Annotated in this window: 26 protein-coding genes and 3 pseudogenes; 9 read left to right on the top strand and 20 right to left on the bottom strand. The window is 42.4% G+C overall.

Annotation, left to right across the window (positions count from 1 at the left end; genetic code table 11):
* Window positions 1-19: 19 nt before the first annotated feature.
* The 7 genes and pseudogenes from DWZ38_RS02930 to DWZ38_RS02905 all read right to left on the bottom strand — a co-directional run.
* The gene (locus tag DWZ38_RS02930; protein ID WP_117849839.1) at window positions 20-556 is read right to left on the bottom strand and encodes a hypothetical protein; all 537 of its coding nucleotides are present in this window, start codon (window positions 554-556) and stop codon (window positions 20-22) included.
* A 33-nt stretch (window positions 557-589) separates the two neighbouring features.
* On the bottom strand, window positions 590-754 hold the full coding sequence (locus DWZ38_RS22060) for a hypothetical protein (RefSeq protein WP_178105255.1): 165 nt from the start codon (window positions 752-754) through the stop codon (window positions 590-592).
* Entirely contained in the window at window positions 747-1,937 is a 1,191-nt protein-coding gene (locus DWZ38_RS02925; protein WP_117849836.1) for an ATP-binding protein, read from the bottom strand. Before DWZ38_RS02925 ends, DWZ38_RS22060 begins: the two co-directional genes overlap by 8 nt.
* A gap of 153 nt (window positions 1,938-2,090) precedes the next feature.
* Window positions 2,091-2,309: a response regulator gene (locus DWZ38_RS02920; RefSeq protein WP_117849833.1), complete on the bottom strand. Its 219-nt coding sequence runs from the start codon at window positions 2,307-2,309 to the stop codon at window positions 2,091-2,093.
* A complete protein-coding gene (locus DWZ38_RS02915; protein WP_117849831.1) occupies window positions 2,309-3,847 on the bottom strand; it encodes a PAS domain-containing sensor histidine kinase in 1,539 nt (512 codons plus the stop codon). The genes DWZ38_RS02920 and DWZ38_RS02915 overlap by 1 nt, the downstream gene beginning before the upstream one ends.
* A gap of 98 nt (window positions 3,848-3,945) precedes the next feature.
* Window positions 3,946-5,628: a recombinase family protein gene (locus DWZ38_RS02910; RefSeq protein WP_117849828.1), complete on the bottom strand. Its 1,683-nt coding sequence runs from the start codon at window positions 5,626-5,628 to the stop codon at window positions 3,946-3,948.
* Between the two features lie 10 nt (window positions 5,629-5,638).
* Window positions 5,639-6,574: pseudogene (locus DWZ38_RS02905) on the bottom strand (recombinase family protein); the annotation flags it as partial.
* 97 nt (window positions 6,575-6,671) lie between these two features.
* Here DWZ38_RS02905 and DWZ38_RS02900 point away from each other — a divergent pair.
* The 6 genes from DWZ38_RS02900 (at window position 6,672) to DWZ38_RS02875 (ending at window position 10,819) form a co-directional block, all read left to right on the top strand.
* A complete protein-coding gene (locus DWZ38_RS02900; protein WP_117849823.1) occupies window positions 6,672-7,556 on the top strand; it encodes a hypothetical protein in 885 nt (294 codons plus the stop codon).
* 111 nt (window positions 7,557-7,667) lie between these two features.
* On the top strand, window positions 7,668-8,657 hold the full coding sequence (locus DWZ38_RS02895; RefSeq protein ID WP_147342962.1) for a hypothetical protein: 990 nt from the start codon (window positions 7,668-7,670) through the stop codon (window positions 8,655-8,657).
* Window positions 8,658-8,829: 172 nt separating this feature from the next.
* The gene (locus DWZ38_RS02890) at window positions 8,830-9,108 is read left to right on the top strand and encodes a hypothetical protein (RefSeq protein ID WP_117849818.1); all 279 of its coding nucleotides are present in this window, start codon (window positions 8,830-8,832) and stop codon (window positions 9,106-9,108) included.
* A gap of 24 nt (window positions 9,109-9,132) precedes the next feature.
* Complete coding sequence (locus tag DWZ38_RS02885) at window positions 9,133-9,366, top strand: hypothetical protein (RefSeq protein WP_147342961.1); 234 nt, start codon at window positions 9,133-9,135, stop codon at window positions 9,364-9,366.
* A gap of 80 nt (window positions 9,367-9,446) precedes the next feature.
* Window positions 9,447-10,301 (top strand): helix-turn-helix transcriptional regulator, encoded by an 855-nt coding sequence (locus DWZ38_RS02880; protein ID WP_178105254.1) that lies wholly within the window; start codon window positions 9,447-9,449, stop codon window positions 10,299-10,301.
* A gap of 80 nt (window positions 10,302-10,381) precedes the next feature.
* Complete coding sequence (locus tag DWZ38_RS02875) at window positions 10,382-10,819, top strand: hypothetical protein (protein WP_117849810.1); 438 nt, start codon at window positions 10,382-10,384, stop codon at window positions 10,817-10,819.
* A 223-nt stretch (window positions 10,820-11,042) separates the two neighbouring features.
* On the opposite strand, the gene DWZ38_RS02870 is transcribed toward DWZ38_RS02875, so the two are convergent.
* Window positions 11,043-11,891 (bottom strand): Abi family protein, encoded by an 849-nt coding sequence (locus tag DWZ38_RS02870; protein WP_117849808.1) that lies wholly within the window; start codon window positions 11,889-11,891, stop codon window positions 11,043-11,045.
* Between the two features lie 383 nt (window positions 11,892-12,274).
* A pseudogene (locus tag DWZ38_RS23260) lies at window positions 12,275-12,415 on the bottom strand (DUF6783 domain-containing protein); the annotation flags it as partial.
* Here DWZ38_RS23260 and DWZ38_RS23255 point away from each other — a divergent pair.
* Together DWZ38_RS23255 and DWZ38_RS22435 are read left to right on the top strand one after the other, a co-directional pair.
* Window positions 12,353-12,517, top strand: a pseudogene (locus DWZ38_RS23255) (DUF6783 domain-containing protein). The pseudogenes DWZ38_RS23260 and DWZ38_RS23255 overlap by 63 nt on opposite strands.
* An 84-nt stretch (window positions 12,518-12,601) precedes the next feature.
* A complete protein-coding gene (locus tag DWZ38_RS22435) occupies window positions 12,602-12,796 on the top strand; it encodes a hypothetical protein (RefSeq protein WP_117849804.1) in 195 nt (64 codons plus the stop codon).
* Here DWZ38_RS22435 and DWZ38_RS02855 read toward each other — a convergent pair.
* The 9 genes from DWZ38_RS02855 to DWZ38_RS02815 all read right to left on the bottom strand — a co-directional run bounded on the left by DWZ38_RS02855 (window position 12,785) and on the right by DWZ38_RS02815 (window position 20,778).
* Window positions 12,785-13,003 carry a hypothetical protein gene (locus tag DWZ38_RS02855; protein ID WP_117849803.1) on the bottom strand — a complete coding sequence of 73 codons (219 nt, stop codon included), beginning with the start codon at window positions 13,001-13,003 and terminating at the stop codon, window positions 12,785-12,787. The two genes, DWZ38_RS22435 and DWZ38_RS02855, sit on opposite strands and share 12 nt — an antisense overlap.
* 212 nt (window positions 13,004-13,215) lie before the next feature.
* Complete coding sequence (locus tag DWZ38_RS02850) at window positions 13,216-14,088, bottom strand: hypothetical protein (RefSeq protein WP_117849800.1); 873 nt, start codon at window positions 14,086-14,088, stop codon at window positions 13,216-13,218.
* 300 nt (window positions 14,089-14,388) lie between these two features.
* Window positions 14,389-15,402: a hypothetical protein gene (locus tag DWZ38_RS02845; RefSeq protein WP_117849798.1), complete on the bottom strand. Its 1,014-nt coding sequence runs from the start codon at window positions 15,400-15,402 to the stop codon at window positions 14,389-14,391.
* A 4-nt stretch (window positions 15,403-15,406) separates the two neighbouring features.
* Entirely contained in the window at window positions 15,407-16,090 is a 684-nt protein-coding gene (locus DWZ38_RS02840) for a PilZ domain-containing protein (RefSeq protein WP_117849795.1), read from the bottom strand.
* A 147-nt stretch (window positions 16,091-16,237) separates the two neighbouring features.
* Window positions 16,238-17,440: a sporulation protein YqfD gene (locus DWZ38_RS02835; protein WP_178105253.1), complete on the bottom strand. Its 1,203-nt coding sequence runs from the start codon at window positions 17,438-17,440 to the stop codon at window positions 16,238-16,240.
* 41 nt (window positions 17,441-17,481) lie between these two features.
* Entirely contained in the window at window positions 17,482-17,808 is a 327-nt protein-coding gene (locus DWZ38_RS02830; RefSeq protein WP_117849790.1) for a YabP/YqfC family sporulation protein, read from the bottom strand.
* A 155-nt stretch (window positions 17,809-17,963) separates the two neighbouring features.
* Window positions 17,964-18,503 carry a DUF2284 domain-containing protein gene (locus DWZ38_RS02825; RefSeq protein ID WP_021924388.1) on the bottom strand — a complete coding sequence of 180 codons (540 nt, stop codon included), beginning with the start codon at window positions 18,501-18,503 and terminating at the stop codon, window positions 17,964-17,966.
* 17 nt (window positions 18,504-18,520) lie between these two features.
* Window positions 18,521-19,462: a tRNA-dihydrouridine synthase family protein gene (locus DWZ38_RS02820; protein WP_117849788.1), complete on the bottom strand. Its 942-nt coding sequence runs from the start codon at window positions 19,460-19,462 to the stop codon at window positions 18,521-18,523.
* Between the two features lie 122 nt (window positions 19,463-19,584).
* Window positions 19,585-20,778, bottom strand: coding sequence for an ATP-binding protein (locus tag DWZ38_RS02815; protein ID WP_117849785.1), 1,194 nt, complete (start codon window positions 20,776-20,778; stop codon window positions 19,585-19,587).
* A 360-nt stretch (window positions 20,779-21,138) separates the two neighbouring features.
* On the opposite strand from DWZ38_RS02815, the gene DWZ38_RS02810 reads away from it, so the two are divergent.
* Window positions 21,139-22,296: an aminotransferase class I/II-fold pyridoxal phosphate-dependent enzyme gene (locus DWZ38_RS02810; protein WP_117849783.1), complete on the top strand. Its 1,158-nt coding sequence runs from the start codon at window positions 21,139-21,141 to the stop codon at window positions 22,294-22,296.
* Between the two features lie 288 nt (window positions 22,297-22,584).
* On the opposite strand, the gene rlmH is transcribed toward DWZ38_RS02810, so the two are convergent.
* Both rlmH and DWZ38_RS02800 read right to left on the bottom strand, forming a co-directional pair.
* Window positions 22,585-23,064 (bottom strand): 23S rRNA (pseudouridine(1915)-N(3))-methyltransferase RlmH, encoded by a 480-nt coding sequence (gene rlmH / locus DWZ38_RS02805; protein ID WP_021924384.1) that lies wholly within the window; start codon window positions 23,062-23,064, stop codon window positions 22,585-22,587.
* 6 nt (window positions 23,065-23,070) lie between these two features.
* Window positions 23,071-23,373, bottom strand: coding sequence for a Dabb family protein (locus DWZ38_RS02800; RefSeq protein WP_021924383.1), 303 nt, complete (start codon window positions 23,371-23,373; stop codon window positions 23,071-23,073).
* Between the last annotated feature and the right edge of the window lie 22 nt (window positions 23,374-23,395).

Genomic DNA, 23,395 nt, shown 5'->3' with positions numbered 1-23,395 from the left:
TAGGTGTCCCCTTGGCATTTTACAATTTCACTGGTTGCAATACAAACAGTTTCACTGTTTTCCTATCAAATTGTTTATTAAAATAAACATTAAAATTCTTAGTTTCTTTTATAATCTTCTTTTTGTCATATACATAAAAGAAAATATTTTTTTCCTGATAATGAACAATATCTGCTTCTATTTCTTCTATTAATTTTTTCAAAGTCATTGAATCGCGGGTGCATTTTGCTTCTAAAACTACATCTAAATCTGGAATAAATATATCTTCTCGCACTGTTCCAATACCAGAATCCTTTGAGACTTCTTTTCTTATTCCCGGATAAAGAGGTTTTAATGCCGCATATAATAAATGCTGCAAATCATATTCATTTTGTATCATTATTTTCTTCAAATTTTCATATCTAATTGTTGCTCTTTTATCAGGTAAATATTCTGTTAGTGCTTCTAAAAAAAGATAAAAATTTTCCAAATATATTTCAAGATTCTTTAAATCCGGATTCTGATATTCTTCCTGTGTCAATGCGGATAAATAATCTGTTAATTTAATCTTTGCCATCAACATGTTTTCTCTATTTGCTTCATCTGAAAATCAATTCTTTAAATAAGTTGCTCTTTTTCTGATTTGAACAATAATATCATTTGGATACTCTTTGCTCATTAGTATTTCGTATAAGTCTGTAACAAATTGATCATACTCATTAATTTCAAAAATATTTTGTAATTTTTCAATATATGGCTTCAACCAATTATCCATTTTTTCTTCCCCATCTCAAATAAAATAAAAAAAGTGGATCCAATACATATACTTTTCCATCTTTCCATTCAATTGCCCTGTAAATTTCTTCTTTTGCTTCCAAGACATTTTGTAATTTTCTTAAATGCTCTTTAACAATTGATTTCTCAGGATTCTTTTCATTTGCTGACAGCTTAATCAGTTGAATAATTCTACTATAAAATGTTTCAAATGAAATCTCTGTTAATGGCGGATTTTTAGCAAGTGATTCAACAATCAAACCGTACATGTCTAACAGCTTCCCATCTGTTGTTTCATACATTTTTCTTTGTTGTCCTCGCTGATTGGGGCCTTTTCCCATCGTATTAACTACATCGGCATAGCTGAAATTCACAGTTGTAAACTTATATGCTTTTTCCAGAATTTCATCTGTTACTTCTTGTTTATTTTCATCTTCTAATAAAGTACAAATGCTTAAACATATATACTGCATCAGTTGTGGTGATGTCAGACATTCAACAGCAAGTTTTTCAGCAACAGCATCAGTAATATTAATATTGAGTTTTTCAAATCCCATTAGCGCAATTTTTTTCAGATCTTCTTCTTTCCACGTATCAATAGTAATCAAACTCAAACGCCCTGATAAATCGGCATTCTGACGAATTGCATCATCTGATCTGTGAGGAAGTGAAACAACTATAACTTTTAATTCTCTACGTATTGCATCTTTTAATTGTTGCGCTATTTTTATCTGCATCTCTGGCGATGCATAGTGAAAATCATCTATAACCAAGACTTTATTGTGTTGGATATAATATTCAATAATTTTATCTTTTGAAAGAACATATTTTTCATTTTTTCCATCTCTGTCTGTTATTTCTTCGGTCTTTGAAAATCTCTCGGTCGTTATTTCTCCCATATAAGGCAACTCAACCTTAGCCGCTACTGTTGCCCAAAAATCTGTATTTTCATTAAAATCTGCTCCTGAAATTTCAACTATGTTATCTAATCCAATAACTTTCTCGCATAATATCGTCTTTCCCATCTTTGACGGACCAATAATAGAAGTCAGACATCCAGCGGTCCGCAATGCTTGTTTTAATCGTAATTCATAGGATATATCTGTATCCTCATAATGACGTGATACATATGTATATGTCGGGTATGCGCCAGGTTTAAATACTTTTTCTGCTCTCATTGTCATTACTTTCACCTCCACATGGATTTATTTGTATTATAACATATTTATATCCTTTTTAAATCCTTTTTATACCTTTTAATACCTTTTCGTGGGAAGCCAAGGGGACAGGGAAAGTGGTTTTTTAAGTGTCCCCTTGGCTTTGAGAAGTTGCAACCACTACACACAATATTCACACAAAATTCTCTTTACGTTTTCAATTTTTATAGGCTTTGCCAAGTGAGCATTCATTCCTGCTGCCAGACACTTTTCTTTATCTTCTCTGAATGCATTTGCTGTCATGGCAATAATCGGGATTGTTTCAGCATCTGGACGTTTCAGTGACCGGATTGTTTTTGTCGCAGTAAGCCCATCCATTACAGGCATCATGATATCCATCAGAATTGCGTCAAAATAAGTGTGCTTTTTGCATCCTCTCTTTCCTGCGAAAACGGATCAAATATATGCTCCTGGTATTCCCTGCTCATACCAATGCCAGTATCAGTAATTATCCACTCATATGTCGTAATTCCGTCAACAGCTTCTGCATAATCTAACACAGTTGTTATCTTTCTGCCAATTCGGTTATACTTAATACAGTTTCCATAAATATTAAGAAAAATTTGTCTTAAATGCACCGGACTTCCATAAATAAAAGGATATCGAAGCCCTTCCTTTTTTGCACGGAACTGCATCTGGATTCCTCTGTCTTTTGCCCGCTGTTCTATGATAGTCAGAACATCCTGACTTAATTCCTCAAAATTGATGATTTCCTGTGTCAGAGGTACATTTCCATCTTCAATTTTGCTCATCTGAAGGATATCGTTAATCAGAGACAATAGATAGTCTGCAGCTACCTGCATTTTTCTGAAATTTTCCAGGACCAATTCCCTGTCATCAAAATGTTTCTCAGCAATCTTCAGCAATCCGATAATTCCATTCAGCGGGGTTCTCATATCGTGAGACATCCTGGAGAGAAAATCAGACTTGCTTTTATTTGCTTTCTTTTCACTTTCCAAGGCAATTGATTTGTGCATGAAGTCATTTTTATCCAGCATGAGATTCCAATGTTCAATGGTTCCGTCTTCCTTTATTACTTTCTGTCCACGATCCTCGATGTATTTGTATGTGCCGTTCTTACAGCGTATCCGGTAAATAGTAGCATAATGATCGGAATGAGTATATTGATTTAATGCATCTGCAAGTCCGTCCTTCACGTCATCTGGATGAACAAGACCGATAATATTACCGCCAGAAGCGTCCATCAGTTCCTTCGGTGTTGCGTAACCGAGCATATTTGCAAATTGTTCTGAAACATATTTGAAAGAGTATTCCGGGGCATCATTACTGATTTTGACGCCGCCAGGGATGGATACGGTAAATAACTCCAGCTGACTTTGCAGTTTCTTTGTCAATTCCTCGATCATAGCCGTATGCTTTTTCTCTTCTGCCAGAAGCTTCGCATACTCTCTGTTTGATTTTTCCAGTGCCCGCTCTTTTTCCTCTAAGCGGTAATGTTCTGTACGGTCAAGAACATAATTAACTGCAATGACATCTCCAGTTTTCTCTTCACGGTACAGGGCCATGTGATCTTCTGCAAGCATGGGCTCAAAAGTAGCAGTCCTGGTCCAGTATCGGAACGATATATGCCGTTCACCATTTTCAAACCGATTTAATAATCGTTCTCTGTCAAACTCGTGCAGAAAATCTTTAAGACCTTCTTCAGGTATGGTCAATGCCCATGCAGCCACCAGACTCTGTAAGCTTGAATTCTCCGGCAAACCTAATTGTTCATTCAGATTATATTTTTTTCCATTAACTACCTGATACATGGAACCACGTACGATATTCTTTGTGAGATTGATCACGCAGTACCCATCCGCAATAGCAAATACCGACTCTTCCAAAAAACGATTATTAATAATGTCCTGACTCATTCAACTTCTCCTCGTCAATCTTCTAGTAAGGATTATATCCTTATTTTTGTGTATTCGTCAATAAAAAAGAAAGCCAAGGGGACAGGGAAAGTGGCTTTTTATGTGTCCCCTTGGCTTCTGACATTCCCCTTTCTATTCCTTGGTCTGTATGGCTTCTGTCGTTTTTCCATTGGAAGCAGTTCATAACTGCCAGGAATCGTGCCATCATTCTTCTTATAAATAATCAGCTTACCCGGCTCACACATCCCGATGTGGTCAATCTGCCCGGTGAAAATTTCGTCCGTCATCTGAGCAACGCCCAGGGCTTCTGCCAGAATGCTGTTCAGGTGGTCATGCGTGATCTGTTCGGATGCACAGGAACCGCCGTTTCCGATGCCCCTGCATTTCCAAAAGGTCACCATCCCAGCCCTGGCTACCTTTCTTGTCTGCTTGTTATAATTCATTCCGCAAAGCTCGCACCGGATTCTGCCTGTCATGCAGGAAGCCCCTTTTGTCTTTGCCGGGGAAGCGGTGCGGTTTGCAGCGTGTCTGGCTTTTCGTTCCGGTGTCCACGATGCTTTCTGTGCCGTATGCTCCCAGTGCTGGGTAACCTCTGCGCCATCCTTCAGGCAGAAAAGCAGTTCGTGTGTTCCCTGTACTGTGATGGATTCCACTTTATCAAAGAAGATATCCTCGTCAAATTCAGAAATACCTAGCACCTTTGCACTGGCTTCCATGAGCTTTGCTTCTGGAATATTCTTGGAATCACACCTTCTGTACTTCTCTGCTTTCTTCCCTGTGCAAACCCATGTTGGGCGTTTTTTTCCCTTCTCACTGGTATTCCAAAGCTGCCTGGTATAGTGCCGTCCGCAGCAGCCACAAATTACCTTCATTGTAAAAGGGTACTTCTTACCTGTATGATTATAAGGAAAACGTCCCATCTCTTTGTTTCGGGCAAGTTTCTCCTGCACCTGTTCAAAAGTATCCATGTCGATGATTGCTTCGTGAGTATCCTGCACAAAGTACTGTGGAAGTTCCCCGGTGTTCATCACTTTCTTCTTTGAAATCGGATCCTGGATGAAAGTCTTCTGAAGAAGGGTATTCCCTGTGTAAGTGATGTTCCGCAGGATATTGCCGATTGCACTGACGGAGATCGGCTTTCCATTGATAGATGTGATTCCTTCCCCGGTCAGTTCCTCGGCTGTTTTCGTATGGGAACCACCTGCAAGGAAATTTGTAAAAATCCGTTTGACCACTTCGGCTTCTTCCGGGATCACAGTCAGCTTTCCATCCACCCAGTGATAGCCGAGGGTTCTGCGTCTTGTATTTCCGATTCCATTCTGGAAGGCTTTATGAATTGCCCACTTTATATTTTCGCTGATAGATTCGCTTTCTGCCTGTGCCACCGATGCTATCAATGTCAGCATCAGTTCCCCTTCCTCTGTCAGGGAATCAATGTTCTGTTCCTCAAACCGCACAGAAACACCAAGCTGCTTTAAATATCGGACTATCCTAAGTAAATCCAGAGTATTTCTTGCGAACCGGCTGACTGATTTCACAAGAATCAAATCAATTTTTCCGGCTTTGCAATCACTTATAAGCCTGACAAAGCCTTCTCTTCTTTTTATATCGGTTCCTGAGATTCCGTTGTCCTTATAAATTTCTGCCAGCTCCCATTCTACCTTTTCATGTATCTGCCTCCGGTAAAATTCTTCCTGTGCCTGCAAAGAATGCTGTGTTTCTTTTGTCTCTTCAGAAACCCTCACATACGCTGCGACCCTCAGCTTTTTGTTATTTTCCATGCCTGGATTCTCTTCTTTTCAGTTCTTCCTGCACTCTCTGAAACATCTCTGTATCAATGATTGCTTCATGATTTCCAACAATATAATATTGAGGAACTGCGCCCTCGTTTTTACGCATTTCACGGTCAAGAAAGTCTCTGGAATACCGTTTCTGAAGCAATGCATCACCCCTGTATTTTTCATTTTGCAAAATATTTTTTACTGTTCGCCCATTCCAGATTTGCAACCCATAGGGTGTGGAAATTCCTCTTTTTGTCAGTTCAGCAGCAATTCTATAAAAAGAATATCCATCCAAAAACATCTGGTAAATCATCTGCACAGTCTCTGCCTGTTCCAGGTTCACCTGCAGCTCTCCGTTCGCACCACGATCGTATCCAAGGAAATGTCGAAATGGCACAAACACTTTTCCGTTTTGAAAAGCCTTGCGCATTCCCCAGCGTGTATTTTCGGAAATGCTGCGGCTTTCTTCCTGGGCCAGAGAACTCATGATTGTTATCAGAAGTTCTCCTTTTGTGTCAAAGGTCCAGATGTTTTCCTTTTCAAAATAGCACTCGACTCCATGCTCTTTCAGCTGACGAATCGCAGTCAGACTATCTACTGTGTTTCTCGCAAAACGGCTGACTGATTTCGTTATAATCAGATCAATATTGCCTGCAACAGCATCATCGATCATCCTTTGAAATTCCACCCGTTTCCGTGTAGAGGTGCCCGTTACGCCTTCTTCCGCATACATCCCGGCAAAGCTCCAGTCTGCCTGTTTTTTTATATAATCTGTATAATACCGGACCTGTGCTTCATAGCTTGTCTGCTGGCTTTCTTTATTGGTACTTACTCTGGCATACGCCGCCACACGGCGCTTATTCTTCTCCTGCCCATTTTCTGAATTACGATCCTCCCGCGCCGGAATCACTATCACTTTTTTCTCTTTTTTTGTTTTCTCTGTCATAATACGCTCCTTCCTTCTTCTGTGAAATCTCTTGCACATATAGCATAACAAAATAAGAAAAATCTGACGAGAAAATAATGGCGAAACAAAGGTTGCCATGGTATGCGTTGCCGCTGTAGCGCTGGGATCAAGTACGTATGCTTGGTTTGTAAGTAATAATCAGGTAACAGCTACGACAAGCACAATTAGTGCACAGTCTAATGCACCGTTCCTGAAAATTGATAATCAGCAATCATTTGCAACAGCAGGAACAGAAAGCAAATTCAGTAAGTCTGCTGTAAGCGTTTTGTATCCAGCACAGGTTGTTGGTGAATTCGCAGATGGAGACGATGAAGTAACTGCAAATAAAGCAAAGGCTAATGATGTAAAATTCCAGTCCGCATATGCCAGTGCAGCAACTGCAGCAACTGAGAAAGGTGACACACGTTTTACTGTTGGTAATCCGGCAGCAGCTGTTATCGGCGAGTATGCTTACATGGAATCTTTCTGGATCGGTTCTGATGATGCAGAAGCAGGTTCTTTTGCAAACTTAAAGGTTGAAAGCGTTTCTGTTGCAGCAGATAAAAACGCAACATGGAATGGCTATACATATGAGGATGCTCAAAAGCAAACACAGACAGTTACTGGTGAACAGGAAAAGACCCAGATGGTAAATGCTGTCCGCATTCTGTTTGTAAATCATACTACTGGTGCTTGGCAGGTATGGGGAAATGGCAATGCTTCCACGACAACATATACAACAACTGCCGGTTCTCAGACTTTAAGCGGAACAAAATTGATTGCTAGCAATGGTGCTCTTGCAGACAAGATTGATGCAAACTCTCAGGTTCAGATTGATGTTTATATGTTCTATGATGGAGCAGATGCTAATATCTTCACAAATAACCTGAAGGGTCTTCATGATGTTGGTGCAACCGTTACATTCACAGCAGAGGCTGTAAGTACAACTGGTTCTAACACTGGTGTTGGTGCCCGTAACTAATATAAACTTATAAAATGCGCCCCACGGTTGTGGCGTGGGGGACATTTTAAAGAGCAGAAAATGACATTTGTTTCTACTTTTTAAAATGTCTTATATATGGGAGAATATGCGATGAATCAAGTACAAAAGTTAAAAAAGGAGTTAGTAGCTGCGATTGTTTCACTAATGATTGCGGCAGTTGCTTTGTCATCAGCGACATATGCATGGTTTATATCGAATAGTACTGTTACAGGAACGACATCAACAATAAGTGCGACAACAAATGGATTTATTTTGCAGATTGCAAAATTGGAAGAAGGTGCACAGCACGGTGGTGAGCAAAAATCTTTGGAAGCCTTCTCGACAGGAGCAACCTTAAGTCCGGCTTCTACTGATGATTTCAACCATTGGTATGTCTGCCAGAGTTGGGATAATCAAGGGTTTGTTACTAATTATTCTATACCACCATTTGTGACAGGCGAAGATGTAAAACCAGGTAATTACAAAGGAGCAGATGGCAAAGACTACTATGCCTTTATTCGAAGTGATTATATTGTCTATACGATTACGGAAACAGGTACTGCAGATGTTTATCTTGCCGTTGAGGATGATAAACCTCCAGTTAGTATTACAGTAAAAAATGGTGAAGGATCGGAAACTGTTACGGGTTCCATGCGTGTTGCTATCACAACGCAGGCAGTTGGCGCAGACGGGCATTCTGCGACAGGACCAGAAACAGTTCGTGTGGTGTATGCACTTAATAATGAAACTGGAAAAGGAAACGATAGCACAGCAAAAGACGGTTGGACAAGTATTCAAAATGTAAATGGAACGCCGCAGCTCGAACATGTGACATATCCTTATGTATATGCCGGAAACTATACGGATCAAAAAGCACCTAATACGAAAAACTGGGCAGCAACAAAAGAAGGCGATAATTTTACAGTGCCAGAGAATTCGGAAGCAATTGCAGAAAATGTCGGATATGATGGAATTGTTGTTCATGTTTATATCTGGATGGAAGGAACAGATTCGGATTGTGTGAACGGAAAGTCAATTGAAAATGACCCATCTACATATGATGTAACAGTGAAATTGGCTGGTGTTGCAACTGGAAATTAAATAGATATATCTGGAGAGGTCATGGCGAATAGAATTTTGCCATGGCTTTTCTTATATCTACTATGCCCAGTATATTCCATCCGTTTTCAGTACATCTGATGAATTGCTATTTCCCCGACTTCTGGTATAGTCATGTAACTGAAAAGAGAACTTCAGAAGGGAGAAATGCAATATGCGAAAAAAGCAGGACATCATGTGGGAACAAAGCACACTATGGGAATCGGTGGAGAAATGGGTGACTAAGTATTTGAAAAAGAGTCACTCAGAATATCGTAAACTCCAGGCAAAAGCAATGAGAATTGTGGAAGAAAATCCAGCACTGCGGATATTGATAAATAGTATGGAAGGTATAGTGTTAACACCGGAAGATCACAAAGCCTTACATAAATACATCGAAACAAAGGATGAGATGACAATATTCGAATATGAATACTATTATCTTGCTGGATAGATAATGACATTCTTTTATGGAAGAATGTTAGCACAGCTAAAGAATGAGATGCTAAATGAGGATTCCGGGGCATCCACGCATTTGATTGAATTGCTTACCAGTATTCGTTCAGATGAACTGGAAAAACAGCTATTGGATGAAAGTGAAGAATATCAAAACTGCATCAAGGAAGAAGAGAACAGTGAAGCGGAAGTAAAAAGCAGGCAGGAAATGACAGATACGCTTCCAAGGAAAATGGTTACAAGAATGCGGTTTTGAACCAGTAAGTCAGGTGCATATTTAATGCGAACGTGGTAAACTGGTAATAACTAAAGATGTGTAGTCAGGAGGGCCGTATAGTGGAGAATCAGCTGGGAAAAAATATAAGGCATCTTCGAGAAATAAATGGGGAAACATTAGAAGATCTTGGAAGTAAAGTGTTTTTGAGCAAAACGACCATCAGTGGATATGAGTCGGGAAGAAGAAAACCTGATTTTGAGAAACTGGTTGTTATAGCAAAGCACTTTGGGAAGACTGTTGATGAACTTTTACATACGGATTTAACAGAGATACAAGCAAGTGACATCAATGATAAATCTGTTGCAGATATCATAGAGATTTACAGAAAAATATTTCCATTATTCTCATCGGAGGAAACCATGAGAAATAACAGGTTCAGGAGTGCATATCATCTTTGTGAGAAGGTACTGGAAGCGTTTACGAAAGGTGAAATTTTGAATGGGCATATTGTAGTTGATATTTTGGATTGCTTTTTGCATGCAATAGATGAAACAGAAGCACCGGAAGCTGTAGCCAATCTGATGTGGGCTATATTTCTTTGGTGGTCACAGATTAATGATATACAGAAAATGTTAGCTTTGCAGAATAAACTGCAGTCTAATCGGATTGATATGAAAGGGTGCATTCAGGAATATCAGGAGACCCAGAGATCTACTGAAGTGAGTGAGAAGAAACAAGCCTTTCTTCAGGATTTTAAAGAGATGATTACTGAGGCAATAAAGTCATTAAAATCGGATACAAAATGGGCAGAGCTAGGTGATTATTATTTGGCTCTTACATTTCTGTTTGATATGATTGATACCGAGTTATCCACAGAATTCAATATAGCAATTGGTAACCAAATGCTGGTGGCATACGCAGAATTGGGAAATCCGTATGCGATTCAGTTTCTGACTACAGTATTTGAGATTTGAGTGTAGGTACGCGAAGTGCGAATGCCAGAGATTCTGAAATGTGTTATGGTTTAGATAGAAAACACAAGGAGGATAGGAGCATGGATGAAGCTAAAAAAATGAAAATGGGTGAAGAAACTCAAGAAGAACAGAAAACGCTTATTCAATGGATCAGAGAGCATAAAAAGGAAATTGCCATTGCAGGAATAAGTATCACTGCATTGGTGGGATTTGTTTTAGGTATTAAAAACAAAGAGACAATGAAAGTTTTCTGGAATACATTAAAGAATAATGATCCGAAAATACCGATAAAGACTGAGAATCCAAGAATCACAGAACAGGTAAGTAGTATTGAAAGTGTTGTGATTCCGATGCACAGGGAGTATAAAGAGCCTTTTGATGTGAGTTACCATATTCGAAAACTTCATGAGGGATGGAAAGCTTCACCAGAAAAATTGGCAAAGGCAGCAGACTATGGAATTGAACTTTTGCCGGGGCAAACTTTGGTTGAGGGTTACACAAAAGGCAAAGTTGCATAAAATGAGGCTGCAATTGGAGCAGCCTCATACAACGAGCTCATTTATTATTGTATATAGTAGCATTCGGTTCAAAACAGAAAGTACCTCTCCGGCTTCATTGCGTTTTGCAAAAGCCGCGCTATTGAAATAATCTTCTCGGAGAATCATTGAAAAGAGGGAGCAACAAAGATTGTAGTCAGCTCGTGGTAAACGTTTCAGTTCTTCGTCATAATTCTACTTTATATTATTTCTTCAATTGTATTGCCCAGTCTCTTGGATAAGCTAAATGATATAGATTAATATCCTCTTTGTATTCTTCAAAAAGAGCTTCTATTCTTGGCATAAATTCAGAATTCCATTTTTCAGCAGATGGGTATAATGCTTTTACAGAAAGTATTGCACCCCAGAGTCTTCGTTTTGCAGCTTCGGAGATTTGAAAACCGGAAGGCATTGCAGAGAAAATTCTAAAATAAAGTCTGCCATAATGTGCACATATATTCCGTAGATCGGTGCAACAGCGCATCCAACTAATCATATTTCTATAATCAGCACCTGCAAATGCTTTCTTATCTGCGGTTATCAGGTCATTATAAAAATACGAAAGCATACCAAATGTAAATAATTCAGATATTACCCATAACGGAAACTGACCATCGTAATTATCTATATGGTGCTTTACAAACAGAACTTTCTTGTTGTTTTCAATTTCACGGTCAATGTTCAGCTTAAATTTATCAGCATTATGTTTTGAATTGAATGAAGAAGCATCCAAATATCCAAGAGCACCATATTTTTCTGAGTGAAAATGTGCAAGTCTTGTGCGAAGGCTCACCTCAATGACTTCAATAGCAGAGAATAATAAATTGCGGAGCTTTCGGTCAAATTCATAAACTCGATATACTCTTTTAAATGAAAGATTGTCCATATAGGTTCCATCAAAACTTTTGAATGGTAAAAAATAAGCAGACAACCTGTAATAACCGATGTTGACTAAAACATTTCTACAAAAGGAATCATCGTCTATGATGCATCCCTTTTCACGCAGCTTATTTATTTGTCCCTCGTAGGATAAGTGTGGTTTTACTTCATTCATAAAATATCTCCGTATAAAAAAATGTCTCCCCTGGGACACATCGTTGAGAGGTGTGGGGAGTCCTGTTAAAATTATTATATGTATAACAGATAAAAAAATCAATGCGCAAAATAGCCAAAATTAAGTCTAGGAAACCAAGGGGACAGGGAATGTGGTTTTTTTATTGTCCCCTTGGCTTCCCGTGTGCGGTTTCGTATGTAGCTCTGTTTTTATGCAGACGAAGCGAGACTACCGTGAAAACCAGCGCCCACGAAGTATTTTGAAAAAAGAACGGGTACATATCGCAACCAATACAACTACGGTGTTATTTGACTGTCTGAACAAGTAACAATAAAAATACACGAACATACAAGGCGCAGCTCATATAAGAGTATGTGTCTTTTTTATTGAAAAAACAGATAAATTACCACTAACCCTTGACAATGCAAGCTATAGCGTGTTTGAAAAAAGCTTTCTGCAAGATGTGCGTCACAATTTATGGGGGATTTTGTCCTGATGAGGGCGCCGTAGCGGGCTACGGCAACTGAATTCGGGCAAAATACACCGCAAAGTGGGGCGTGCAGATTGTGGGAATGATTTTTCAAACACGCTCTAGCATACGGCTATACGCTCCGAAAGCCTTATGAAAGTAAGCGACAACAAAATCGTTAAATGGTTGTTTTTATAGGATATGTGCGAAAAAGTATCATCATTCAGTAAGAAACATTGCCATGGTATGCGTGGTTGCTATCGCGCTGGGATCAAGTACGTATGCGTGGTTTACAAGCAACAATAGTGCAAAAGCTGAAAAAATGAATGTAACTGCAACAGCAGATGTTAAGTTCTTGGAAATCCAGAATGCCAAGGGGACAATAAAAAAACCACTTTTCCTGTCCCCTTGGTTTACCCTTGATTTATTTATGTAAGGCTTTGTGATCTTCCGGTGTTAACACTATACCTTCCATACTATTCATCAATATCCGCAGTGCTGGATTTTCTTCCACAATTCTCATTGCTTTCACCTGGAGTTCACGATATTCTGAATGACTCTTTTTCAAATACTTAGTCACCCATTTCTCCATCGATTCCCATAGTGTACTTTGTTCCCACATGATGTCCTGCTTTTTTCGCATATTGCATTTCTCCCTTCTGAAGTTCTCTTTTCAGTTACATGACTATACCAGAAGTCGGGAAAATAGCAATTCATCAGATGTACTGAAAAATGTGGGAAGGAAATTGGGGATAGTAGACATAGCAAAGAAAAAAGGGTAGAAAAAACCCCAGACGCCACAACCATCTGGGGAGTTTTTACGCACAAAGCTATTTATTATTTAGCTTGATATTTTTATGCACCAAATGCTGTCGGATCAACAGAGAATGTAATATTTGCTGTTACACCTTGCATTGTGTTCAGGTTGGTTGTATATAAAGCAGCATCGGCACCTTCATAGTAGAGGAATACTTTTACAGATTGATTTTCACTATTATCTGCACCATAAACAACCTTTGTAATTAAACCTTCAAAATTATCTTTTGCAACGGATTTACCGTCTTTATCAAAATAGCTCCACTGCTGTGTGCCAACATTATAAATCTGGCTACCATTTGCTCCAATAATCAATACGCGAACAGCTTCGTCCATTGCATTTTTAGTAACATTGTTTGTGAGATCTACAGTAGATGCATAAAGTTTATCTGTTTCGACACCACTAACTGTTGTACGGAATTTAAAATTATTTAATAAGAAATATTTTTCTTCTGCATCAGCAGCTGTTTTGGCATACTGCCATGCTGCTTCATTACCTTTTGCAGATGCTGTACCTACCTGAGCAGTAGTCCATTTCCAAGAAAGTCCTTCTGCATAACCTTCTGTTCCTAAAGTACCTGATGTTTTAAAATCCAAGTCTGTTCCTTCAGTACCATCTTTCGTCATTGCAGTAACTTTTAATGGTGTTACAGGATTTAATTTTAAATTTGCACCTGAATTGTCTGCATTTACAGCGATGGTTTTTCCATCAAAATTAGTTCCTACATTAGCAATTTCCAAGAACTCTACATCTGAATTTGCCATAACAGTCATGTTATCAGCTTTAACATTATTATTCGTTACAAACCAAGCATATGTACTTGATCCCAGCGCTACAGCGGCAACGCATACCATGGCAATCGCTGCGCCCAGTTGTTTCTTTAGTGTTTTCACACTTTTTGTCTCTGTCATATTATTCCTCCCATTTACTTTCTTCTGGCTTCCCAAAAGCAAAACGACTGAAAGTGATAAGTAATTTTCACTCCCCTGCCATCAGTTCATGCTCTCACCGGGCCCGGTTAAAAGAGATTCTCCTCAAACCGTTTCCGGTGAGGATATCAGCTCATAGCAGGATATGTAATAAACCACACTTTAGAGCGTGTCTGTAGTGCATGTTTAAAAAATCGTTTTCCTCTTTTTCTGCCAAAAGATATGCCCCTTCATAAAAAGGGTTTATTTATATAAACAGTGGTTGTGGCACTGCTCATATCATTATTTGTTGCGCCTGGTGTCCCAGGTGATCTCTCTGTCTGAATAGTAGCTGTCATTGGGCGCTTCATTACCAGACGCATTGATGGGCTTGTCGCCTGTCAGGGTATCCTTGATATCTGTGATGAACTTCCATACAAGGCTTGTCTCATCGTCATAGTCAGCATCAATATGCATGCTGAACTGGACGCTTCCTCCGATGATGGAATCCACACATTCAGGATCGTCTCCCTCCATCCAGATTACAATGGTGTAGCGGTCTACGTTCCCAACAAGGAAATTCGGTTCGTCATAGGTGCAAACCACTTCATCGGACTCAAAACTGGTACAGCCGCTCTCATCGCCGCCGTCTGCTGCCGGCTCCGCATATACCACGCGGGTTCCGTTCCGCCAGACTGCCACTCGAACCGCATCCTCCGCGCCCTTGGCACAGGAGTCCAAAGTGATCCTTGCCTTGTAGCCAAGATCCTCCTTGCCTGCGTTTCGCACGTAATAGGTGTACGCCATGTAGTTCTTGCCGTTATGGTCTCCCTCTTCTTCATCCAGATTGTCTGGAAGATCCTCGATGGAAATATTGGTGGCATCCTGCACCGCACTTGCGGTAAGCCTTGCCGTTGCGTCCTTGAAATCTCCGGTCTCGGAAATACTGATTCCCTTTCGGTACAGCTCCAGACGGTTCAGGTTGATGGTGAAGTTACCCATTTTCTCCTGCATAAATGCGGTGATAAACAAAATTGCTACCAGAAGAAGCAGTCCCACCAGCAAAAGCTGCATTCTATCTAATTGCAGAAGTGCTGCTCCGATCTTACGGCGCTTACGGTGGGGAATGTACATGCTGACAACGTCCTCAGGGTCTGCTCCCTCGCCGTATTTGCTCATCAGCTCTTCCAGTTCTTCGATTCGGATAATCTGATCTGTCTTTCTCTTTCTGCCAAAGCGCTTCCTGGGCTTTTTCTCTTCCTGGTTTTCTGAAATATCGGCAGGGATTTCCTCCTGCCTGTTCTTCCTTCTCTTCATACTCTTACAGTCTGTATCTCTTCTTCACATAGGCTACATAGTTCTGCATAGCGGCCTTCTCCTCAGGGTCTGCAAAACGCAGCTGGATACCGGCTACATAGCGGAAGCTTCCGCCCTTGGGTACCTCTCTCATCCAGCAGATCACGCCAGCCACCTCGTGCTCCGGAACTCCTGCGGCGGCAGTTCCGATTCTGGGAAGGGTGAAAATGCAGGTCTCTCCTACATCAAACCAGCGGTTCATATAAATTGCAAGACCGCCGTTGGAAATATCCATAGTCTCGCCCAGCTCCTGATCGATCTCTCCGTCTGAATTCAGTGCCCAGGTATCCTGCATGTATTTCACCGGCAGAGCCACCTTCATACGTACATCCACACGCTTGATAAACTGTCTGTGTTCTGTTACACGACGTACCTTCCAGAAACGGCGGATTCCAACCTTCACGGTATCGTCTACATATCCGGCAATAATGCCCGCTTCCTCTCCGTCGCCGTACTCAAACAACAGCTTCTGATTCTCGTCAGGCTCCAGTGCTTTTCCCCCAACCATAGGGATGGATACCAGAAAAGCAGATTCGTCTAATGATTTATTAAAAGTACATATCATATTGAATTTCGGTTCCTGACCGATGGGAACATCAAATGCCATTCGAAGCTTCGTTCCCGGATTGATCTTTAGTACTCCTGCCATGCTTCACCTCGTCTCCGCGTTTCATCCTGCAAAGGCGTTCTTTCTATATCGCTACTTATTTATCCCATATTATAACAAATATCATAATTTCCGTCTACATTATTTTACCAAATTATTTTCAGAATATTTCCAAAAAGCGCTGAAATTTCACGAAGTTTCCTCTCCCTTTTGCACACTTCTCCTCTCCCCGCATTTTTCATCCACGGTCAAGGTTCCTTTGGTGATGCAGCAGGTTTTGTCTACGGTGATGGAAAGACTGGTGTCCACAATGGTGATGTACTGATCCAGCAGATTTTTTTCGTAGAGTTTTAGCTGCCGGGCGGCTTTTTCTTCGGCCTGTTCTTTGGTGTATACAGCCTTTTCAATCTGGTAGGGCGTGCGGGTGATTTTTCCCAGGGAAATAGGGAGGGCAAAATTTTCGGTGACCTGCCAGGGGATTTCTTCCACGGAAGTGATATGCTGCTCCCGGGACGCGCTGCCCGCGCCCAGGATCCAGTTTCCTATGTGAAAATACCAGCTGTTTTTCGGCTTGCCGTCTGCGATTTTTTTCTGATAGGAAAGGGAAAATTCCTGGTAGTATGGGATCTGATGGCGGACATAGATGTCTGCGTCTGCGGAAACGTACTCGGTGCGCACCACCTCCTGGCTGTCGTTTAAAATCTCTACAATTCCGGATATGAGAAGGTCGCCTTTCTGACAGGTGTCACCGGTTTTCATTTTGGGGACGCCGCTTCTTGTGGTCATGCTTACGATTTCGCCGTCAAAATCTGCGATCAGATCACAGGGCACCGCCTCTTCCTGAAGGGTTTCTTCCAATACCTCCTCCTGAATGGTAAGAAGCAGCCGGGTTCCCTGCACCCTGGCAGAAACAAAGGTAATATCCGGGTAATTTTTCCGAAGGAGGGCTGCGATTTCGGAGCAGTTTACGTTCTTTTTGCTGATTCCATGGATCACGCCCTGCTGGTCCAGAAATTCCAGTAGCTGGGGTGTGGAATTTTTCACGTTTCCGTCAATGTGAATGTTCCAAATGCGGCCGGAAAGCCAGAAAAGCAGAAGGGCGCACAGCAGGATGCCCACGAGAAAACACTTTCTTCGCCAGCTTTTATACAGGAAAAAGGGCAGCCCTCTTTTTTCCAGAATGTGGATGCGGACATGGGTTTTGCTATGTATGGGCGCCAGCTTTTTGAAATCTGCTATGGAAATGCGGGCGGTGAGTTTCTTCTCTTCTGGGAGACGGACATTTTCCAGAAGGAGGCCTCTGGCGCGGCACAGGTTTAGGAAACGCTCTATCTGCTCCCCGGATACGGAAATTTTCACAGAGCCGCGGACGAATTTTTCGGGACTTTCCATGCTTCCAGGCTCCTTTCTTATTTTGGACGTTCCATTCTTTCTCATCCACGCTCCAGCAAAACACAGGAAATGAATCCTTTTATTTCCATTTCCATGGGGCTGTAGCTGGCGATCTCCAGATTTTCCCCCTGGAGGATCACTTTCCCTTTGCAGGTCAGGATGATCAGCTTTTCGCCGGAATAAAAAAGGATGCTTTTATAGTTTTCGATCACAGCCCTGGATGGACCTGTGAGGGTGATGATGGGGTCCTTGCAGGCAAGATCGCCGGGAACCTGCATGGCGGTCAGGATGTTTTCCCGGAAAGTGTAGGGAATTCGGGATGAATCCTTCTCTTTCTCAGGATTTTTGCGCACTCTTTTTCCAGACATAAAAAAATCCTCCCGGCCTTTATAACTAGCTTATGCGGGAGGATTTTTTTTATGCCGAAGCAGCCCCGTCAGGTATCCACACAGAAACAAACACCTGGCGTTTGACCTGAATTTTTTTCAGACGCTACTATTGTTTTTGACAATCATAATCTTTTTTACCGGAAAAGTACCAGGGAAAACCAGAGTATGGTGTTTCCGCCAAGATTGTATTCCATGGAATGTTTCTCTACCAGCTCGTTGGCGACTACGCCGTGGCTTTCCAGGCAGGGGTGCATTCTTTCCGGGAAACGGCAGGGCTTGCCGTCTAAGTAAGCGCAGTGTTCGCACAGGTCGCAGGATTCTGTGGAAAGGGTGAAAGTCTCAAAGCCCTCACCCTGAAGGAATTTCGCCACCTCACAGGTCAGTTCCTCGTGTGCGTCCCGGGTGGACAGCATTTCTTCCATGTTCATAAGGTCGGAAACCTCTGCCACGCTGGAAAAAAAGATGCCGCTTTTGTAGCTGTGGATCCGGGCGGCGCATTCCTCAAGGGTGCCTACCGCAGGGGGACAGGCCCAGGTGGTGCCGTAGCGCTCGCACTCCTGTTTGCAGATGGTACGCACCCGCTCCCGCACTTGGATTTCAGCAGCATCCAGCACGCGGTATTCGTAAATGGGATACTGGGATATAAATTCTTCAAAACGATTTGTGTCTAACATGTTGTTCCTCTTTGTATTTAATCAGCCAGCTCCTGCTCTGCAAACAAACTGGATACGGCAGCCTGGTAGTCGGACAGATGCTGGGATTTCTTGATTTTCTTTGCGTATTTCTCGTAGTTTGTGAAACTGACTGCCATGTAGCTCCAGAGCTCTTTCATGCGGAAAAGCACGTTTCGCTCGCCAGATAAAAGCTCTTTGTATTCTTCCAGCAGACAGTCGTGGAACTGGCAGAGCACTGCTTTGCCCGGCTGTACGCCATCCCGGATCTCGCTTACCAGACCTGGATTTGTGATCAGGCCTCTGCCGTACATAAAACAGTCTGTGTCCGGGAAGCGCTGGGTAATGCGCTTATAATCTGCTGTGGAAAACAGGTTGCCATTGTAGCACAGGGGCATTTTCAGCCGGCTGACTGCCTTTTCGTAAGCACCAAGACGGGGGACGCCCCGGTACATATCTGTCTGGATTCTGGGGTGGATGATCAGCTCGTGGATGGGATATTTCTCGTAGATGGCAAGAAGGTAATCCCAATCCTCCTCGTAATGGGTGCCGATCCTGGTCTTGATGGAAATCTTCATGTCCAGTTTGCTAAAGATCTCGTCCAGAAAGGCGTCTAATTTCTGGGGCTCTGCCAGAAATCCGGCACCTTTGCCTTTGGCGGTTACAGTGCCGGAGGGACAGCCAAGGTTTAAGTTCACTTCCTGGTGTCCGTAGTCCTCCTTCAAAAGCTGGGCTGTGCGGATGAAGTCCTCTGCATTGCAGGTCAGGATCTGGGGAACCACGTACATCCCCTCGTTCCGTTCCGGCGACACCTCGCAGATTTCCTGGAAGCTTAAGTTCTTCTTGGGTTTGGCGGAAATAAACGGGGTGAAGTATTTGTCCATAGGATGATAAAACCTGTGGTAGGCACGTCGGTATACAAAATTGGTCACTCCCTCCATGGGAGCCATGTAATCTTTCATTTAAGTCCTCGCATGTATTAATTTCTGAAATTTGTAGGGCACAAAAGCCACTGGGAACGAAATTTTCATAAAACCAATTATACACGTTTCTATCTTTTTAGACAATGGCTGATTCCTCAATATCAGCGGATTTTGTTCTCCTTTTTCCATTCCCGGTATTCTTCCAGTCTTCGCACGTATGCATCAAATTCCGGAACTGTGAAATCCAGTTCCTTATACCGCACGGAATAAATAATTCCTTTGCTGATCAACTGGGCCCTTGAGGTAGAAATAGAGTTTACCGTCTTGTTCATTATTTTTGCCACACTGGAAATCGTACAGGGAAGTTCCCCACAGGCTGTCATTGCAAAAATAAATTTCTTATCAGCCTCAGAGCACCGCTCATACCTGACTTTAAAAAAACCATTATCCAGCGTTTTCAAAAACTCCTCTACATTTTTTTCCACGCATTTTCCGTCAATTACGTCTGTGCTGGTATTTTGGTAAACGATCTGGCATAGCTGCTGGATAAAAAACGGATACCCTTTGGTAAGCCTGATAATCTTTGTTACTGCGTCATCTGTATAACGAACATGCATCTTCTCCGCCGGCTTCTCAATTGCCTCTCTCGCCTGTGTTTCTTCCAATGAGCCAATTTCTTTGTAAACAAATAATCTCTCCGAATAGGATTTCTCCTCGGAAAGCATGGAATAGATCTTCGGAAGTCCTGCTCCCACGATCATTACCGGATAGCCCAGCTGATTGGCCCGGTGAAGCGCCGCAATCAGTGCGCCAAGCTCATTGGATTTCATATACTGAATTTCATCTATGAAAAAACAGATGGGTGTTTCCGCTTTGCCGGCGGCTTCCCCGATGGTACAAAAAACGTCCGTCAGGCTCTGGGTCAGATTAACGGTTGTATACAGTTCTCTTTCCTGCACAGAAAGGGAAAAGGTATTTTCACCAGGGTCGAAAGACACCACCAGAGCTTTAATAGCATCCAACGGTTTCTGGATCAAATGTTTAAATTTCTCAACTGTACTTATTTTCCTTAAAAAGGCCTGGGAACAGCTTGCAATCTGAGAAATAAAGTCATTCCGCTCTTCTACCTCTATATGTCTGCAGAAAATCCCTTTTTCTTCCGCAACGGTCTGAAGCCTGTTGATCAGAACAGTTTTCCCCACACCGCGAAGTCCGCTGAAAATCACGGATTGTGTGGGAATATTCAGCATCAGCCCATCAAATAAATTCTCAATATTTTTTATATCTTCGTCACGGCCAGCCAGATAAACAGGCATCAATCCTGCACCAGGTCTGTATGGATTTACTTTAAACATTTCAGCACCTCCAAGCATAATGATGTTAGGGGCAAAAAATAATTCCCCCAGAGCTTTTTAACACGCTCTAAATTGCTCTATCACATATTATTCCATTAACCACCGTCTTCGTCAACACATTTCCGTGTAAAAGTATAAAAAAGTATGGTATATCTCAAATATAACCAGATAAGCATCATCTATTCCATCACAGACCTTAAAGTACTATATTTTTCACAAATACATATGTCTTTCCCAGAAAATACAGTTTCCTGGCAAATTTCTCTTGCCACCTATACTTTGCCGTGCTAAAATGCAAAAGAACCTTTTCCTGTAATTGGAAGGGAAGGTTATTTTGACAGAAAGAAGGCATACAAAAAGATGAAATTTTCCAAGCGAATGGATTTATTTGGAGATGAAATTTTCGCTGCGCTGAATGAGAGGCGGCTTGAGCTTGAGAAACAGGGAAAGAAAATATACAACATGAGCGTGGGAACCCCGGATTTTCACACACCGGACCACATTAAGAAAGCACTTATGGACGCAGCTGCGGACGACCAGAACTGGCGTTACAGCCTCCGTGACCTGCCAGAACTTCTGGACGCGGTCTGTGCTTATTACAAGAAGCGTTTCCAGGTGGACATTACACCGGATATGGTAATGTCTGTTTACGGAAGCCAGGAAGGTATGGGACATCTGGGCATGACCCTGTGTGATGAGGGAGATGTGGTGCTTCTTCCGGATCCCTGCTATCCGGTTTTTGCAGCGGGAAGCAAGCTGGGCGGCGCAGTGCCTTACTACTATCCGCTGGTTGCAGAGCATGATTTCCTGCCTTATGTAAAAGATATCCCGGAGGACGTAGCAAAAAAAGCACGCTACATGGTAGTTTCCCTTCCGGCGAATCCGGTAGGAAGCATTGCTACTCCCGGACTTTATGAAGAAGTTATTGCATTTGCAAAAAAATATGACATTCTGATCATCCATGACAACGCATACAGCGACATTATTTTCGACGGCGTAAAAGGCGGAAGCTTCCTTGCCACTCCTGGAGCCAAGGAAGTGGGTGTTGAATTTTTCAGCCTTTCCAAATCTTTCAACGTAACCGGTGCCAGAATCAGCTTTCTCATCGGACAGCCGGAAGTGATCGCTGCCCTTAAGAAGCTGCGCAGCCAGATTGATTTCGGTATGTTCCTGCCCATCCAGAAAGCTGCCATTGCCGCACTGGAAGGACCTCTTGACAGCGTGAAGGAACAGTGCATCCAGTACCAGGCACGCCGCGATGCCCTTTGTGACGGACTTGCCTCCATCGGCTGGGAAAAACCAAACGGCAAGGGAACCATGTTCGTATGGGCCCGCATCCCAGGCGGCCGCACAGACAGCATGGCATTCTGCATGGAACTGATGGAAAAAGCCGGCGTCATCGTCACCCCAGGCGCAAGCTTCGGACCTCACGGGGAAGGATATGTGCGCTTCGCACTGGTACTTCCGCCTGAGAAAATCAAAGAGGCGGTTGAGGCAATCCGTACAAGCGGAATTTAATGCATAAAAAACCGCCAAAAACAGCCAGCAGGAAGGGAGTTTTCCATTACAGATTTGAACCTCGAAACCAGGCTCACAATCCACAAGGCATAAAATTTTCTGACTCATATTTGGTTTGTGCATTCAAACATAAGTACCAAAATCCAAAATAACTCAAGAAAAGAAAGGGCTTTTATAACTCATTCAAGTTATAAAAAGCCCTTTCTTGTTTCCAGAGCATGTTTGCAAAAGGCCTTCTGCAAGATGTACGTTACAATTTGCGGAAAGATTTTGGAGACACACTCTAAATTATTTGTGGTAGGGTTCGTGGTTCATGATGCGGTAGCCGCGGTAGATCTGCTCCAGGAGGATCATCTGCATCAGCTGATGGGGGAAGGTCATTCTGGAGAAGCTAAGCTTGTAGTCGGCGCGCTTTAACACTGCATCGGAAAGGCCCAGGGAGCCGCCGATCACAAAGACGATGCTGCTTTTTCCCTGTACCCCTAATCTGGCGATCAGGTCGGAAAGTTCTACGGAATCCAGCATTTTGCCGTCTATGGCAAGGGCGATCACATAGTCCTGCTCCCGGATGTGGGAAAGAAGACGGTTGCCTTCTGTCTCCTTGATCTGACGGTTCAGGGCATCGGAGGCCTTGTCCGGGGTTTTCTCGTCCGGCACCTGGATGAAGTTCAGCTTGCAGTAGCGGCTAAGGCGCTTGGCGTACTCGGCGATCCCGTCATTTAAGTATTTTTCTTTTATTTTTCCAACTGTGAGAATACGAATTTCCATAGCAGATTACATTTCAAAATCCATTGCCACGCGGTCGCAGGTGTTTGGTCTTACGTAGGTGTCGGCAACTTTTACGTGATTTGGGTTTACAGCGTAGGCAGCAAGTGCCTCGGCGCTCTCAAGCTCTGTGATCAGGCACAGGTCACGGGAGCTGGATGTCAGGGGATCGGTGACTACCTTTGCGCTGATCAGGCCTGGAACTACGCCTACAAGACCTTCTAAGTGCTCTTTGATCTGTGCTTTTAATTCCGGCTTCTTCTCCTCCGGAATCTCCTCTTTAAATGACCACATTACCATATGTTTTACCATGTTTCTCTTCTCCTTTACTATT

Source organism: Ruminococcus sp. AF31-8BH (assembly GCF_003460605.1).
Taxonomy (GTDB): Bacteria; Bacillota; Clostridia; order Lachnospirales; family Lachnospiraceae; genus Blautia_A; species Blautia_A acetigignens.
This window is presented reverse-complemented; position numbering and strand designations above follow the sequence as displayed.

Bases quoted from the DNA above. Each gene is read 5' to 3' on its own strand.
- DWZ38_RS02830 (WP_117849790.1), bottom strand. From the start codon at position 17,808: ATGTCTGGAAAAAGAGTGCGCAAAAATCCTGAGAAAGAGAAGGATTCA.
- DWZ38_RS02835 (WP_178105253.1), bottom strand. From the start codon at position 17,440: ATGGAAAGTCCCGAAAAATTCGTCCGCGGCTCTGTGAAAATTTCCGTA.
- DWZ38_RS22435 (WP_117849804.1), top strand. From the start codon at position 12,602: ATGGTATGCGTGGTTGCTATCGCGCTGGGATCAAGTACGTATGCGTGG.
- DWZ38_RS02915 (WP_117849831.1), bottom strand. From the start codon at position 3,847: ATGAGTCAGGACATTATTAATAATCGTTTTTTGGAAGAGTCGGTATTT.
- DWZ38_RS02920 (WP_117849833.1), bottom strand. From the start codon at position 2,309: ATGGATATCATGATGCCTGTAATGGATGGGCTTACTGCGACAAAAACA.
- rlmH (WP_021924384.1), bottom strand. From the start codon at position 23,064: ATGGAAATTCGTATTCTCACAGTTGGAAAAATAAAAGAAAAATACTTA.
- DWZ38_RS02890 (WP_117849818.1), top strand. From the start codon at position 8,830: ATGCGAAAAAAGCAGGACATCATGTGGGAACAAAGCACACTATGGGAA.
- DWZ38_RS02930 (WP_117849839.1), bottom strand. From the start codon at position 556: ATGGCAAAGATTAAATTAACAGATTATTTATCCGCATTGACACAGGAA.
- DWZ38_RS02825 (WP_021924388.1), bottom strand. From the start codon at position 18,503: ATGTTAGACACAAATCGTTTTGAAGAATTTATATCCCAGTATCCCATT.
- DWZ38_RS02895 (WP_147342962.1), top strand. From the start codon at position 7,668: ATGAATCAAGTACAAAAGTTAAAAAAGGAGTTAGTAGCTGCGATTGTT.
- DWZ38_RS02870 (WP_117849808.1), bottom strand. From the start codon at position 11,891: ATGAATGAAGTAAAACCACACTTATCCTACGAGGGACAAATAAATAAG.
- DWZ38_RS02800 (WP_021924383.1), bottom strand. From the start codon at position 23,373: ATGGTAAAACATATGGTAATGTGGTCATTTAAAGAGGAGATTCCGGAG.
- DWZ38_RS02810 (WP_117849783.1), top strand. From the start codon at position 21,139: ATGAAATTTTCCAAGCGAATGGATTTATTTGGAGATGAAATTTTCGCT.
- DWZ38_RS02925 (WP_117849836.1), bottom strand. From the start codon at position 1,937: ATGACAATGAGAGCAGAAAAAGTATTTAAACCTGGCGCATACCCGACA.
- DWZ38_RS02840 (WP_117849795.1), bottom strand. From the start codon at position 16,090: ATGGCAGGAGTACTAAAGATCAATCCGGGAACGAAGCTTCGAATGGCA.
- DWZ38_RS02855 (WP_117849803.1), bottom strand. From the start codon at position 13,003: ATGCGAAAAAAGCAGGACATCATGTGGGAACAAAGTACACTATGGGAA.
- DWZ38_RS02815 (WP_117849785.1), bottom strand. From the start codon at position 20,778: ATGTTTAAAGTAAATCCATACAGACCTGGTGCAGGATTGATGCCTGTT.
- DWZ38_RS02875 (WP_117849810.1), top strand. From the start codon at position 10,382: ATGGATGAAGCTAAAAAAATGAAAATGGGTGAAGAAACTCAAGAAGAA.
- DWZ38_RS02820 (WP_117849788.1), bottom strand. From the start codon at position 19,462: ATGAAAGATTACATGGCTCCCATGGAGGGAGTGACCAATTTTGTATAC.
- DWZ38_RS02850 (WP_117849800.1), bottom strand. From the start codon at position 14,088: ATGACAGAGACAAAAAGTGTGAAAACACTAAAGAAACAACTGGGCGCA.
- DWZ38_RS02885 (WP_147342961.1), top strand. From the start codon at position 9,133: ATGTTAGCACAGCTAAAGAATGAGATGCTAAATGAGGATTCCGGGGCA.
- DWZ38_RS02845 (WP_117849798.1), bottom strand. From the start codon at position 15,402: ATGAAGAGAAGGAAGAACAGGCAGGAGGAAATCCCTGCCGATATTTCA.
- DWZ38_RS02900 (WP_117849823.1), top strand. From the start codon at position 6,672: ATGGTATGCGTTGCCGCTGTAGCGCTGGGATCAAGTACGTATGCTTGG.
- DWZ38_RS22060 (WP_178105255.1), bottom strand. From the start codon at position 754: ATGGATAATTGGTTGAAGCCATATATTGAAAAATTACAAAATATTTTT.
- DWZ38_RS02910 (WP_117849828.1), bottom strand. From the start codon at position 5,628: ATGGAAAATAACAAAAAGCTGAGGGTCGCAGCGTATGTGAGGGTTTCT.